General features: G+C 66.9%; 13 protein-coding genes. 4 read left to right on the forward strand and 9 right to left on the reverse strand.

Annotated elements, in window-relative coordinates; all coding sequences use genetic code 11:
• Window positions 1–13: 13 nt before the first annotated feature.
• The 4 genes from B5F70_RS06085 to B5F70_RS06100 form a co-directional block, all read right to left on the reverse strand.
• On the reverse strand, window positions 14–1,066 hold the full coding sequence (locus B5F70_RS06085; protein WP_087204677.1) for a Gfo/Idh/MocA family oxidoreductase: 1,053 nt from the start codon (window positions 1,064–1,066) through the stop codon (window positions 14–16).
• An 81-nt stretch (window positions 1,067–1,147) separates the two neighbouring features.
• Window positions 1,148–1,924, reverse strand: coding sequence for an acyl-ACP thioesterase domain-containing protein (locus B5F70_RS06090; RefSeq protein ID WP_087204678.1), 777 nt, complete (start codon window positions 1,922–1,924; stop codon window positions 1,148–1,150).
• A gap of 89 nt (window positions 1,925–2,013) precedes the next feature.
• On the reverse strand, window positions 2,014–2,364 hold the full coding sequence (locus tag B5F70_RS06095) for a hypothetical protein (protein WP_087204679.1): 351 nt from the start codon (window positions 2,362–2,364) through the stop codon (window positions 2,014–2,016).
• 236 nt (window positions 2,365–2,600) lie between these two features.
• A complete protein-coding gene (locus B5F70_RS06100) occupies window positions 2,601–3,371 on the reverse strand; it encodes a mechanosensitive ion channel domain-containing protein (protein ID WP_087204680.1) in 771 nt (256 codons plus the stop codon).
• Between the two features lie 149 nt (window positions 3,372–3,520).
• Between B5F70_RS06100 and B5F70_RS06105 the strand changes: the two genes are divergently transcribed.
• Together B5F70_RS06105 and B5F70_RS06110 are read left to right on the forward strand one after the other, a co-directional pair.
• Window positions 3,521–4,471, forward strand: a complete 951-nt coding sequence (locus B5F70_RS06105; protein WP_241145922.1) for a patatin family protein — start codon at window positions 3,521–3,523, stop codon at window positions 4,469–4,471.
• Between the two features lie 207 nt (window positions 4,472–4,678).
• The gene (locus B5F70_RS06110) at window positions 4,679–6,694 is read left to right on the forward strand and encodes a cation:proton antiporter (protein WP_087204681.1); all 2,016 of its coding nucleotides are present in this window, start codon (window positions 4,679–4,681) and stop codon (window positions 6,692–6,694) included.
• Window positions 6,695–6,805: 111 nt separating this feature from the next.
• Here B5F70_RS06110 and B5F70_RS06115 read toward each other — a convergent pair whose 3' ends face one another.
• From B5F70_RS06115 to B5F70_RS06135, 5 genes are all read right to left on the reverse strand, one after another.
• Entirely contained in the window at window positions 6,806–7,819 is a 1,014-nt protein-coding gene (locus tag B5F70_RS06115) for a HAMP domain-containing sensor histidine kinase (RefSeq protein WP_087204682.1), read from the reverse strand.
• 83 nt (window positions 7,820–7,902) lie between these two features.
• Complete coding sequence (locus B5F70_RS06120) at window positions 7,903–8,682, reverse strand: hypothetical protein (RefSeq protein WP_087204683.1); 780 nt, start codon at window positions 8,680–8,682, stop codon at window positions 7,903–7,905.
• Between the two features lie 78 nt (window positions 8,683–8,760).
• Complete coding sequence (locus B5F70_RS06125; RefSeq protein WP_087204684.1) at window positions 8,761–9,564, reverse strand: ABC transporter permease; 804 nt, start codon at window positions 9,562–9,564, stop codon at window positions 8,761–8,763.
• 6 nt (window positions 9,565–9,570) lie between these two features.
• On the reverse strand, window positions 9,571–10,548 hold the full coding sequence (locus B5F70_RS06130; RefSeq protein WP_087204685.1) for an ATP-binding cassette domain-containing protein: 978 nt from the start codon (window positions 10,546–10,548) through the stop codon (window positions 9,571–9,573).
• A gap of 221 nt (window positions 10,549–10,769) precedes the next feature.
• On the reverse strand, window positions 10,770–11,525 hold the full coding sequence (locus B5F70_RS06135; protein ID WP_087204686.1) for a response regulator transcription factor: 756 nt from the start codon (window positions 11,523–11,525) through the stop codon (window positions 10,770–10,772).
• A 194-nt stretch (window positions 11,526–11,719) separates the two neighbouring features.
• Between B5F70_RS06135 and B5F70_RS06140 the strand changes: the two genes are divergently transcribed.
• Both B5F70_RS06140 and B5F70_RS06145 read left to right on the forward strand, forming a co-directional pair.
• Window positions 11,720–12,427: a response regulator transcription factor gene (locus B5F70_RS06140; RefSeq protein WP_087204687.1), complete on the forward strand. Its 708-nt coding sequence runs from the start codon at window positions 11,720–11,722 to the stop codon at window positions 12,425–12,427.
• A gap of 46 nt (window positions 12,428–12,473) precedes the next feature.
• Window positions 12,474–13,904 (forward strand): ATP-binding protein, encoded by a 1,431-nt coding sequence (locus B5F70_RS06145; protein ID WP_087204688.1) that lies wholly within the window; start codon window positions 12,474–12,476, stop codon window positions 13,902–13,904.
• Window positions 13,905–13,918 lie beyond the last annotated feature (14 nt).

Raw genomic sequence — 13,918 nt, forward strand, 5'->3', positions numbered from 1 at the left:
GCTCCGTGCGCGCTTACACGGTTGCGCCCGGGTGCTGAACCGCGCTGTCGCGCGGAGGGAAGGCCGCGCGGATGGCATCGAGAAGTTCCGCCGTGCGGATGCTCGCGGCAAGCGGGACGACGGGCGACTCGGTGGCACCGGCGCGCACAAGCGCGCAGAAGTGGTCGATCTGCCCAAAGAAGTCATCGACCTCGTACGGGAGGCAAATCTCCTCCGGCGCGGCGCCCTGCCGCATGAGGACCGCATGCTCGGGCCGGTGAAGGTCGTCTACCACTATCTCGCCCTCGGTGCCGACAAGGCGCGCCTGCCGGGGGAGCTCGGCGGTGTCGCCGGCGGCGATGAGGCGGCCGGTCGCACGGGGGTAGACAAGCTCGGCGTCGACGAAGCTGTCGACAGCTCCCTCATAGCGCGTCCGGCAGCTGGCGACCTCGGGCGTGCCGGCCAAAAAGTCCTCCAGCCAACCGGCGCAGTAGATGCCCGTGTCGAGCAGCACGCCGCCTTGGCGCGGGTCGGACATATAGTCGTTGCCCGCGGCGATGCGCCCTCCCATATCGTTTTCGAGGGCGCACTCCACGCGCACGATCTCGCCGATGGCGCCCGCGTCCACGAGGGCGCGCACGCGCCGGTAGCACGGGGTAAAGCGCGTCTTCAAGGCTTCCATGAAAAGGACGCCGCCCGCCCGCGCCGCCTGCGCGACCTCCCGCATCTCGCGGGCGTCGAGCATGGCGGGCTTCTCGCAGAGGACGGCCTTGCCCTGGGCGATGGCGCGCATCGCCCACGGGTAGTGCAGGCCATGGGGGAGGGCGAGGTAGATGGCGTCGATGTCATCGCGGGCAAGCAGCGCCTCGTGCGCCGCCCCCGGCTCGTTACCGAGGGCCTCGTCCGAGAGCGCGCCCGTGGCATCCACGCCAAACGCCGCGCCAAAAGCGGCCGCCTTGGCGGCGGTCCGGCAGCTCAGGGCAACAAGGCGCGCGTCGGGCACGTGCGCCAGGCTCGCGGCGAAGCGGTGCGCGATGCGCCCGGCGCCGAGGATGCCCCAACGGACGGTCTTCTCTGGTGCGGTCATGGTGTGTTCCTTCTGGTCGGGGTTGTCCGCATGAACCCGCCCGGGCGCCTCAGCGTCGGCGCGCACGGCGGCGGCTCAGCGCTAGCGCAGCTCGACGACGGCAAAGACGCCGCCCTCGGCATCGGTGAGGGAGACGACCGCCCGGTCGCCGTCGATGACGGCGTGCGGGTAGATGGTGTCGCCCAGCACGGCGGCGCGGCGATAGTCGACGCGCACGTGGCGCGCCCCGCGCTCGCGCACGTCTCGGGGGAGGTCCTCGCGGGCGATCTGCTCAAAGGCCATCTGCACATAATGGCAGTTGTTGACATGCTCGTTGGTGTCGATGAGGCTCGGCCCCACGGAGATGGGCGCGCACATCCTCAGGTGTTCGGGCACCGCGATGCGCCTGCCCTCGGCGGGCATCTCGAGGGGTGCGCCCTCTCCGTACGGCGCGACGTGCTCCGGCGCGGGCCGGCAGGGACGCATGGCGGCGAGGTCCATAAACGCCCACGAGGAATCGGCGCGCACGATGAGGCGGCCCGCCTCATCGCGCAGGTAGAAGTTGCGCTTGGCGGTAAAACCGTGGAAGTGCGTGGCAAAGGTGCCCGCCGTCACGGGCTCGCAGAGCGAGGGGTAGCGGTCGATGACGATGTGCCAGTGCGTGAGGACCCAGGCGCGCTGCTCGTTTCTGAGCCATGCCAGCCCTACGCCGAGGGATTCAGATTGAAAGGTGCTCACATCTTGAAAAGCGTTGATGAGGGCGGGCAGCGTCATAAGGCCGCGGCGCCCCACCTCGCTGTAGCGGACGTGGTAGGTGTACTCGAAGGCGTTGGGCGAGGGGGCGCCGCCTGCGGTGCTGGTTTCGAGGGTGTCGGTCATGTAGGGCTCCTTGCGTCGCTAAACGATGGGGGTTATACCCGAAGCGTGCAAGAAGGAACGGGAGACGCGACGCCCCGGCGGAACCTCGGCTAGAACGTCGTCCCGTTCCAGCCAAAGTTGGGGGTGGACGAGCAGCTCACATAGATGCGCGCCGGGTCGATGCCGAGCGTCTCGGCGACGGCGGGCGTCACGGCGGCGGTGAGCGCCTCCCATGCACTCGCCGGAACCTCGCCCCGCGCGAACACCCCGACCTCGATCAGGGCGCTCGCCTCGCTATCGTCGCCCCCGAAGTAGATGGGCGCGTTCTCGTCGAAGAGGCACATGAGCCATTGCTCGGACTTACCGGGGATGTTCTCGATGGCTTGGCCGAAGGCGGCCTTGAGGGCGTGCTGGGCGGTCTCGGGGATGGGTGTGGTCGCGTGCGTCTTGATTACGGGCATGGCGGGACTCCTATCAGGGGTATCGGACAGATACCTCGGTTGTACCCGCAACGCGCCGCTGCCGCACGGACAGCCGACGCCCTCCTGGCGTCACGGGCGTTGCCGTGTGCGGATTTGCCACTCTGGGCGCATGAAAAAGGGTAGGAAGTGGCAAATCCGCACACGGGAACTTCGGGGTGGTGAGAGGCGCGCTTCGGCGGGGCCGGATGCTGGCGGGTGAGCGGCGCGCGGCGGCGTTAGCGGGTGAGCGGCGCGATGGCGCGCACGGCGGCATCGATGGCGGCTGCTACCAGCGCAGGGTCCTCGATGGTCGCGATAGCTTTGCCGCGGAAGCCGTATTCGGTGATGTCGGAGAAGAGCACCTTGACGGGCGGGTCGGAGATGATGGGCGAGACGGCGGCAACGGCGGTCTCGGTCGCTTGGGCGATGCGCTCGGCGTCCTCGGCAAGCGGCGCGCCGGTGGAGGTGACGGCAAACGGTACGACCACGAGGTTTGCCGGCGGCAGTTTGGTGAGCGACGTTTTGGAGAGCACCGAGTTGGGGATGATGACGGTCTGCCCGCTCGCGTTCTCGATGGTGGTGTGCCGAAGGCCCACGTCGGTCACCACGCCCTGGTCCGAGCCGACGCGGATGTGGTCGCCCGGCACCACCACGCGCATGAGGGTGAGCTGAAGCCCGCCGATAAGGTTGGAGAGCGTGTCCTGAAAGCCGAGGGAGACGGCGATGCCGCCGACGCCGAGCGCGGCGATGACGGTGCTGATGTTGACGTTGAAGCACGTGTCGAGAATGATGCTCCCGCCGATGAGCCAGATGGTGCCGCGTGCGATGTTTACGATAATCGACGACGCCGGCAGGGGGTTCTCGTCGCTGTGAAGGGCGCGGCGCAGCACGTGTGCGCAGGTGCGCGAGCAGGCAAAAGTGACGATGAGAATGATGAGAAACCATGCGACGAAACGCATCCAACCTGCGGGGAGGATCGAGAAGAGCTGGTTCAGAAACGGTTCCATAAGGCGGCCTATCGTGTCTTCGGTATCTTTTGCCCATGGTATACCCCATTCTCTATCCGGCAAAAACGGAGCGGGCGCGGGCGAAACATGGCGCCGCTGCGGGCGTGCGCGTATACTTTCGTCCATATGACGCAAGAGAAGGGGTACCCATGGCACGGGAGCGCACGGTGATAATGACGCCGACGGGCAGGACGTTTACCGTGGGAGAGCCCCTGGTGGAGACGCCCGCGCCGGCGCCCTCGCTCGGGGCGGACTCGACCGGCGTGGTGTTTGAGGGCGGAGGCATGCGCGGGCTGTTTACCGCGGGCGTCATCGACGTGTGGATGGAGCAGGGCATCACCGCGACGGCTGCCGTGGGCGTGTCGGCGGGCGCCACGTTTGGCTGCAACTTCAAGTCGCTGCAGATCGGTCGTCCGCGCCGCTATAACGAGCGGTTTTGCGCCGACCCGCGGTACGCGAGCCTAAGGAACCTTCTCACCACCGGAGACCTGTACAGCCGTGACTTCGCCTACGGTGAGCTGCCCTGGGAGATCGACCCCTTTGATCTTGCGGCCTTTGAGCGCAACCCCATGCGCTTCTACACCGTCTCGACCGATCTTGCCACGGGCGGCGCCGTCTACCACGAGCTCACCGGTTCGGGTGCCGAGGTCATCGAGTGGATTCGCTCCTCGGCATCTATCCCCGTGCTCGCGCGCCCCGTCGAGCTCGACGGCATGCGTCTGCTCGACGGCGGGGTGGCAGATTCCATTCCGCTCGACTGGATGCTCGCGCAAGGGTTTGCGAAGACGGTGGTCGTGCTCACGCAGCCCGCGGGCTACCAAAAAGAGCCCAACAGCCTTATGCCGCTGTTGCGCCTGTGGTTTCGCCGCTATCCGCGCTTTGTGGCCGCGCTTGCCGATCGCCACGAGCGCTATAACGCCACGCTCGACAAGATCGCGCGCCTCGAGCGCGAGGGCCGCATCTTTGTGGTGCGCCCGTCCGCTTCGGTCAAGACGCCCGCCATGGTGCGCGACCCGGCGCTGCTTGAGGAGATATACCAGCGCGGCCGCGCGGACGCCGAGGCGGCGCTCCCTGCGCTCGAGGCCTATTTGCGCGCCTGAGGGCTTGGGGCGGGGCGCCGGCGTTCAAGGAAAAACTATGCAGTTGCGCGCCGGTGACGATTAGGTACCGTAGGGTAGAGGTATCAGAGGTACAGACCGCTGCTGCCGGCTTCCCCTCGCGGTGGGACCGGTGTGTGTTTGCCCGGCGCAAGCGCGCGTCGGGCGCTGTTGATCCCCTTTTCGCTCCCGTCTACCCGAGAGGACCCTATGCACGGTGACACCATTTTGCTCATGACGTTTGTGTTCGCGCTGGTCGCCGCCTTTGTCGGCGGACTCGTCGCCCGTGCGCTCCGCCTGCCGCCCATCGTGGGCTATCTTCTGGGCGGCTTTGCCGTGGGCCCTTTCACCCCGGGCTTCATCGGCGACTCGCATGCGATGAGTCAGCTTTCCGAGATCGGCGTCATGTTCATGATGTTCGGCGTGGGCATGCACTTCTCGCTCAAGGACCTGCTGGCCGTCAAGGGCGTCGCCATTCCCGGCGCCGTGCTGCAGATCGCGCTCGGGACGCTCGCCGGCACGGGGCTGGCGCTCGCGCTCGGCTGGTCGATCGAGGCGGGCGTCATGCTCGGCCTCTCGGTGAGCATCGCCTCGACCGTCGTCCTCATCCGCAACCTCACCGATGCCGGCAGGTATCAGAGCACAGGGGGTCGCATCGCCACCGGGTGGCTGATTGTCGAGGACCTTGCGACCATCGTCATCCTTGTCATCCTGCCGGTCGTGTTTGGGCCGGGCGAGGTGGCGGGGCCCGCGCTAGCGCTTCAGATCGCCGAGGCGCTCGTGCTCACCGCGGTCTTCGTGGCGCTCATGCTCGTGGTGGGCACCCGCGCGCTGCCCTGGCTGCTCGTGCGCATCGCGCGCTTCTGCCCGCGTGAGCTGTTCCAGCTCGCGGTGGTGGTCGTCGCACTCGGCGTGGCCATGGTCGCCTCGCTCGTGTTCAACGTCTCGGTGGCACTCGGTGCGTTTCTGGCAGGCGTGGTGGTGAGCGGCTCGGCCCTCTCTCACCGCATCGCCGCGGAGGCCGTACCCTTTCAGGACCTGTTCTCCATCATCTTCTTCGCGTCCGTGGGCATGATGGTCGACCCCTTCACGCTCGCCGCGCACCTGCCCGAGCTCCTTGCCATCGTCGCCCTCATCATGGTGGGCAAATGGCTCATCAACATGGTGCTCGGCATTGTGCTTTCCGCGGGGCTCGGCACGACGCTCACCGTGGCGGCCGGCCTTTCGCAGATCGGCGAGTTCTCGTTCATCATCGGGCAGCTCGGCATGTCGCTCGGCGTGCTTACGGCCGAGCAGTACAGCCTCATCCTGGGCGGTGCCGTCATCTCGATCGCCCTCAATTCGTTTGTATTCAAGACGGTGGACCCGTTCGAGCGCGCGCTCGGCGCGCGCCTCCTGTTCCGGCATCTGTACGACCGTCATGTGCGCACCGTGGCGAGCCCCGAGGCGGAGACGCTCAGCGACCATGTGGTCGTGGTGGGCTACGGGCATGCGGGCCGCTGCGTGGCCGATGTGCTGGCGCGCCTCTCGGTACCGTGCCTTGTGGTGGAGCGCGACCTCGCGGCGGCCGAGGAGGCGGAGGCGGCGGGGCTCTGCGTGCTGCAGGGGGATGCGGCCAACTCCACCATCTTGGAGCACGCGCACCTCGCGCAGGCCCGTCTCATGGTCATCGCCGTCGGCGAGGAGACCTCGGCCGAGGTCATGGCGCACGAGGCGCGCGAGCTTGCACCGGGTCTTAGCATCGTGGCCCGCGCCGATTCCGACGAGGCGGTCTCCGAGCTCGTGGCGGCGGGCGCGGCCGATGTTGTGCGCCCCGAGCTCGAGGGCGGCGTCGAGCTCATGCGCCATGCCCTCCTGCGTCTCGGGTACCGTCCCCAGCAAATCCAGGGCTATGCCAACGATCTGCGCGCCAGCGGCTACGAGGCCTTGGGCGACGGCGCGCAGCTGAGCCGCGTGCGGGCCATCGAGCGCTTCATGGGCGCGATGCGTGGGCTCGAGCTCGATTGGGTCCAGGTGGGCGAGGGCAGCTCGCTGGCGGGCAAGACCTTGGCCGAGAGCGACCTGCGCGCCCGTACCGGGGCGCAGGTGGTGGCGCGCCGGCGCGGGGACGACGTCGCCCTCGTGGTGGCGCCCGACGAGCGGGTCGAGGTGGGCGACGTGCTCGGTCTGGTGGCCACGCCCGAGGGCATCGCCGCGGCGGAGCGCGAGCTCGCTCCGGGCGCCTAGCGTGCGCCCCGCGCAAGCGTGGGACTTTCGTGCGCGCCCCTTAACGCGGCCATTTGGGGACGGGGTCAAAGTATGCAATGGCGCGCGGGCGCGGGCGGCGCGACCGTGATGCTATGCGGCGGGCAGTGCAACGGTGATGGTGAGCGTGCCGTCTGCCGCTTGGGCGGCAACGGTGCCGCCCATGGCTTCTACCAAGCGCGCTACGATGGCGAGGCCGAGCCCCGTCCCCTCTCCCGTGCGCGCGGCGTTGCCGCGATAGAAGCGGTCGAAGAGCCGCTCCGCATCGATGCGTGAGGCATCCGCCACCGGGTTTGCGAACCGTATCGTCACGCTACCTGCGGGCAAGACCGCGCTTGCGGTGTGGGCGGTGCCCGCGGCCCCGTTGCGTGCGGCCGTGCCGGCGCCTGCTGGCGTTACGGGGGAGGCTGTCTCGCGTGCCACCTCCACCGTGGGTGCGCCCATGCCGTGCCTGAGGGCATTGACCGTAAGGTTCATGAGGACGCGCCCGAGCGCCTCACGGTTGGCGAGCGTGCAGACGCCCGCGTCGGCCTCCGCGCAGAGGACGCGCGGCTCCCAGCCACGGGCGTTGAGGTCGGGGTAGAACGTAAGAAGCGCCTCGGAAAGCGCGGGCATGACCTCCACCGGCTCGAGCTCTAGAGCAAAGTCTGGGTCGCTTGCCCGCGCGTAATCGAACAGGCCGTCCACCAGCTCGCGCATGGTGGCAAGCCGCTCGGTCGCCTGCGCGCGAAAGCGCGCGGCCGCCTCCGCGTCCTCGGTGCGCTCCGCAAGCTGCAGGTACCCTTGGGCGCCGGCGAGCGGCGTGCGGATATCGTGGCTGAGCGATGCTAGGTCCTGCTGGAAGGCGCCATGAGCGCGTTCGGCAGCGATGCGCGCCTCCTCGGTGCGATCAAACTCGGCGTTCAGCGCCTGCGCGAGCCGCGTAAGGCCGGCGCTACGCACGTGCAACATAATGCGCGCGTTGTCGAGCCCCTGCTCGGCCCGTGCCTCGATAGCGCAGGCGATGCGCCCAAGCTCGCGCTCGCGTGCAAGAAGAACGAGGGCGCAGAGTGCGCCCGCCGCGCCGAGGACTATCACGCATATCAGAAGAATGGTCTGGGCAGCCATGCGCCCTCCTCAGGTAACCCTGCCGGCCTTAGTCGTTTTCAGCCGCTGTTTCCATAAAGCTGAGGCGGAAAGCTCGTTTTGTATTATCCAAGCGTAGCACGCCGCCATACCGTTTTGACGAGCAAGCCGGATGCGCCCACCCAGCCCGCAGAGACAGCGAAGGGGTACAGTGCGCTCGTCGCATTGCCCAAGAGCATGGCAGGATTCTCGAGCGCGGTGGCAACCGAGCTGAGCTGTATCTGCGCGATGAGCGTATAAAGCCCGGCCGCCATAGGGAACATGTTCGCCAGCAGATCCATAACCCATGCAACAGATCCTCCCGGCAACGAGAGCCCCATAAGGGTGGCAAAACACATGCTGATGGTTTTTACGGGTATGGTTGCCGCTACCATGAGCGAAAGGGATGCCACGGCTGTTGTGTAGAAGACAAAGCCTGCAAATCCGTAGCACCATGCAGCCACGCTTGCCTCTTCGATGGAAACGCCGGTTGCCGCTGAGAAGACGATGCCCTCCGCCATGACAAGGGAGACTGAGACGAGGGAGATGAGGAAAAGCGTCGCCAGCGCAGCATACGTGTGAGCGCGCCGGTACCCCGCACAGATAAACGACCGAGTTGCCCCGTGCTCGGAAGAAAGGAGATCGGCGATGATGATGCTCGAGAAAAGCGCGCAGATGCCGTAAAAGCCACGGCTGTTGGGGGCAACCACTATGGTGAAGTCGCCTAACGTGCCATTTGCGATGTGCACGAGGTAAGCGAAAAGTTGTGGGGCGAGGGGGACGAGTACGCAGCAGGCAAGGCAGATCCAAAACGTGGGGGAGCGGCGTAGGCGAAAGCGGTTCGCGCGCACGATGTTGATGAACATGGGCGGCCTTTCTCGGCGTTTCCAACGGTGCCGTCCGCCCGGACCGATGGGCTCTGGACGGACGGCGCAAAATGATGGCTACAGCGTCTTGCGGCGGAAGACGATCCAGCCGAGCGCGCCTGCCGCGACCGCCCAGCCCACGGCGACGAGCGCCGTATGCACGAGCGTGCCCGCATCTTGGGTGACAAAGGACGCGCCGTTGCCGAGCGTCATGGCCTGCGCGTAGAGCAGGTTGTCGATAGCAATCTGCGCGAAACCGGTCGCCGGTGGCAGAAACGCCGCGACCATGCCAAAGAGCAGCATGAAGCCGTTGCCCACGATGCCGAGGCCCACGAACATGGTGCTCACCCAGGCGAGCGTCTCCCCGCGGGAGAGGATGGCGCAAAGGGTGCAGACGACGGTGTAGGCAAACCCAACGAGTGAGGCCAGACCCCACCACATGAGTAGCTGTGATGCGCTCGCGACACTCTCGATGTGCATGCCGAGCAACCAGGGGACAAGCCCGAAGCAAGCAAGCATGACACCCGGTATCACCAGCGTAAACAGCGCCCCCACCGCAACCTTGGAGGCAGCGTATCCGCTTCGGGCGCCGCTGCCAGCGAGCACGGTCTTGAACCCGCCCGCCTTCCAGTCGCTCGCGATCAGGTAGGTGGGCGCATAGGAGGCGAACAGCGGCAGAAAGCCGGATAAGAACGATATCTCTGCCGTGGTGTCAAGGGCGTTAGGGAAATCCACCCCAGAGATCGGTTCGCCCGCGCTGAGGGCGATAACGACGTTCATCCCTATGAAGAACAGGCAGAACCCGACGATAAAGAGCAAAACGCCCGCCGCCACGCCCGAGCGGCGCAAACGGTAGAGGTCGGCGCGCAGATAGTTCAGCATCGTCCATCACCTGCCTCTCCGGGAGAAGCGGCCGGTGGCGCGACCCGCACCGGCGCCGGGTGCGGTGCCGGCGTCGTCCACGTCGTGCCCGCCCATGAGCTCCACAAAGAACGCCTCGCGGTCTCCTTCCGTGCGGTGCAGGTCAGAAAGCGCGATACCCTCGCTCATGAGGACCTCGCCCACGCGTGCGGTGTCCACCTCGCCGTCGATGCGCAGGGTGTCGTCCGGCATCATCTGGATGCGCGCGCCGCGGACGCGCTCGGTGAGCGTGGCGAGAGCCCGCTCGGGCTCGGCGCAGCTGAGGGCGAGGTAGCTCGCGCACTCCTCCTCAACGGCGGCAGCAGTCAACTCGCGCACCATATGGCCGTCGCGGATGATGCCGTAGCAGGTGCACATACGCTCGAGCTGGTCGAGCACGTGCGAGCTGATGAGCACCGTCACGCCGCGCTCGTGGTTGAGGCGCACGATAAGCGTGCGGATGGCGCGCGCCGCATCCGGGTCGAGGCCGTTCAAGGGCTCGTCCAACATGAGCACGCTCGGGTTGCCCATGAGGGCGAGTGCGATGCCTAAGCGCTGCTTCATGCCCATGGAGAAGCGCTTGGCCTTCTGGCGGCCGGTGTCGGCGAGGCCCACGGCGTCAAGCAGCTCCTGGCAGGTGCGCTTGGCGTCTACGAGCCCTAAGGTGAGCGCCTTCACCATGAGGTTGTCGTACGCAGAGAGACTGGGGTAGATGCCCGGGCTCTCGATGAGCGTACCCACCGCCGGATGAGCCTCGCAGGGTGCGAGCGCGGCGCCGAGCACGTGCACCTCGCCTGCGGTTGCCGGCATGAGCCCCGCCACGATCTTCATGGTGGTGGACTTGCCCGAGCCGTTTTTGCCAATGAATCCGTAGATCTCGCCGCGTCCCACGGTAAGGTTGAGGTCGCGGAGGGCCCGCTTGCCGCGGAACTTCTTCTCGAGCGCGTGCGTCTCGATGGCGTTCATGCTCCGGTCTCCTTTCGTCTGGCCTTCATCTTGGCATAGAAGATACGGGGCGCCCTGCAAGAAGGCGCCAGCAAAGCTGCAAGATTGTTACAAGATTGCCCGCGTCGCCGCGCTGCCGCCCGCGACGCGCTTTCGCCCGGGCACGGTGCCGTCGCGCCGCCCGGGTGGCGCCGGAGGGCCATGCTGCGCGGGCGCCGCGCCGTGCCCGCGCCGACGGCGGCCTACCGCCGCAGCTTGAAGCCGATGCCCCACACGGTCTCGAGGTACCCGTCGGTGCCCAACGCCTTGAGTTTGGCGCGCAGGTTCCCCATATGGGTGACCACGGTCTTCTCGTCCGCGACGGTGGGGGTGAGGGCCGCGTCGTCGGTGCACGCGAGCACATAGAGCTCACGCTTGGTGAAGACGCGGTCGGGGTGCGCCATCAGCGTGGCGAGAAGGTCGAACTCCGTGCGGGTGAGCCTGACGGGCGCGCCCGCCACCGTGAACGTGCGCGTCTCGGGCGAGAGCCGCCAGGTGCCGAAGGCAAGCGCGTCCTCGGTCTCTGACCGCCCCTCCTCGGCGCCGGCGCCGCCGTTCACCGGGCGCGCTGCGCGCCGCAGTAGCGCCTCGGCGCGGGCGAGGAGTTCGTCGAGATCGAAGGGCTTGACCAGGTAATCGTCGGCGCCGGTGCGCAGCAGCGCCACGCGGTCGGACACGGCCCCCTTGGCCGAGGTCACGATGATGGGCACGGCGCCGAGCCGGTCGCGCACGAGCGGCACCAGCTTCTCACCGGGCATGCCGGGGAGCATGAGGTCGGTGATGATGAGGTCGAAGCCCGGTCCGGCCGCGCGGTCCCGGCCCGCGCCCTCGATCACGAGGCGCGCCTCGCTTCCCGAGAAGACGGGCGTGCAGACATAGCCCTCCTGGCCGAGGAAGGTGCACACGATCTCATTCAGGCTGGCATCGTCTTCCACCACGAGCGCGCGTCTGGGCATCATGCCTCCCGTTGCAGGTCATCCGACAGAGGGTTTACAGGCGACGGCATCATGCTAGCACGTCGCCGTCCCGCCCGCCGTGCCCGGGCGCTTTTGCGCATCTGACGGGGCTTGCCTTAACGCCCGCTTAATTTCTGAAAACGGTTGGCCCCGCTCCCGCGCGCTGGGCATAATGAGACCTCAGGGAAGGAGTGCCCGTGGATACTGCACACGCACCGCGCGTCCTCGTCGTAGACGACGAGCGCGCTATCACCGACCTCGTCGGCATCTATCTCAAAAACGAGGGCTATGAGGTGACGCTCGCCTACAACGGGGCGGACGCCGCCCGCGCCATTCTCATGCAGGATTTCGATCTGGCGATTCTCGATATCATGCTGCCGGATATCGATGGCTTCGAGCTTCTGCGCACCATTCGCGCCAACCACACCTACCCCGTCATCATGCTCACGGCGCGCGACGCCCAGTCCGACAAGATCGAAGGGCTGACGCTCGGGGCAGATGACTACGTGGTCAAGCCCTTCCGTCCGCTTGAGCTCGTGGCGCGTGTCAAGGCGCAGCTGAGGCGCTACACGAGCTATGGCACGCGCGATCAGGCGGAGGATGCCGAGGTCTCGGTCAACGGCCTCACCATCAACCGCGATGCGCGTCAGGTGACGGTGGACGAGAAGCCGGTCCGCACGACTCCGCTCGAGTACGCCATCCTCCTCTACCTGGTGGAGCACCGCGGCAAGGTGGTGCCGGTGGAGGAGCTCTTCCGGGCGGTGTGGAACGAGGAGTTCATGGCGGGTTCCAACAACACCGTTATGGTGCACATCCGCCATCTACGCGAGAAGATAGGCGACGATGCCGCCAACCCGCGCTTCATCAGAAACATATGGGGCGTGGGCTATACCATCGACGCATAAGCGCGTCTTGGGAGATTTGCTGCAGCGCAATACGGGGGTGGAGCGCATGGCGATACAGCACAAGGGGGTGCGCCGCGAGGCACATGCCCCCATCAATCCGTTGACGGGTGTGGCCCGTCCGGTTTCTGCGGCCGAGGGAGACGCCGTCGAGCCGGAGCCATCGTTTTGGGACGCCGACGAACCCGCCCGCGCCGTCCGCGACGCACCGGGCTTGGATGCGTCCATCCCCTTTATCACCGACGAGGGGGCTCCCGAGGAGCCCCGGCCCCTGCCCGAGCGCCTCGGCGCTCTTCTGGACAACCGTGCGTTTGCCATCTCGATGCTCTTTGTGCTGTTGATCGCCGTGGTGGGTCCGCAGCAGCTCTTGCTCTTTGTGCTGTTGCTCTTTGTGGGCTATCTTCTGATCGATCGGTTTCCGCCCGCGCGGCGCTGCGCCATCTTGGGCGGCGCTGCGTGGCTTTTCACCCTCCTGGTGGGCACTATCGTCACCGGAAGCGTGACGGCCCCTCTTGTCTTTGGGCTCGATCACCTCTTTATGTGGGGCGGCTTTTTGCTCGCCGTCGCCGTGTGCGGCTCCTACTTTGCGGGCCGCTCCATGTTCAGGCTCGGCTATGCGCGCGGCCAGGAGGAGGCCGACCACGTCATCGCCTCCCATCTTGTCGACCGCCTGATCGACCACCGCAACAACTGGGAGGGCCTCGACGGCGACTACCTCGAGGTGGAGAGCGCCCTCAACCGCGTGCGCGAGCGCGAGCGCCGCGCCGAGCAGGCCCTGCGCGACGAGGCGGGCCGCAAAGACGACCTCGTCACCTACCTCGCCCACGACCTCAAGACGCCGCTCGCGAGCGTGGTGGGCTATCTCTCGCTTCTCGAGGAGGCTCCCGACCTCCCGGTGGAGCAGCGCGCCCGCTTTACCGGCATCGCGCTCGAGAAGGCGCATCGCCTGGATGAGCTCATCGAGGAGTTCTTCGACATCACGCGCTTCGACTTTCACGATATCGTGCTCACGCGGGGCTACGTGGACCTGGCGCTTATGCTCGCGCAGGTGGCGGACGAGTTCTACCCCACGCTGTCCGCCCAGCACAAAGAGGCGGCGATCGACGTCCCCGAGGGCCTCACGGTCCTCATCGACGGCGACAAGATGGCCCGCGTCTTCAACAACGTGATGAAAAACGCGATCGCCTACAGCTACGAGCATTCCGTCATCCGGGTGCGGGCGCGCAGGCTCGCGGCGGAGGGGGATGCCGAGGGGTTGGTCGAGATCCGCTTCGAGAACCAGGGCGACCCCATTCCCGCCCCCAAGCTCAAGTTGATTTTTGAGAAGTTCTACCGGCTGGATGCCGCGCGGGCCACCAACCGCGGCGGCGCGGGTCTGGGCCTTGCCATCGCGCGGGAGATCGTGAGTGCGCACGGGGGTACCATTACGTGTGAGTCGACGCCGGAGCATACGGTCTTCATCATCACGCTGCCCGCTTAAAAGGAGGTTCGCCT

Origin of the sequence: Collinsella sp. An268 (assembly GCF_002159765.1) — a bacterium.
GTDB lineage: Bacteria > Actinomycetota > Coriobacteriia > Coriobacteriales > Coriobacteriaceae > Coprousia.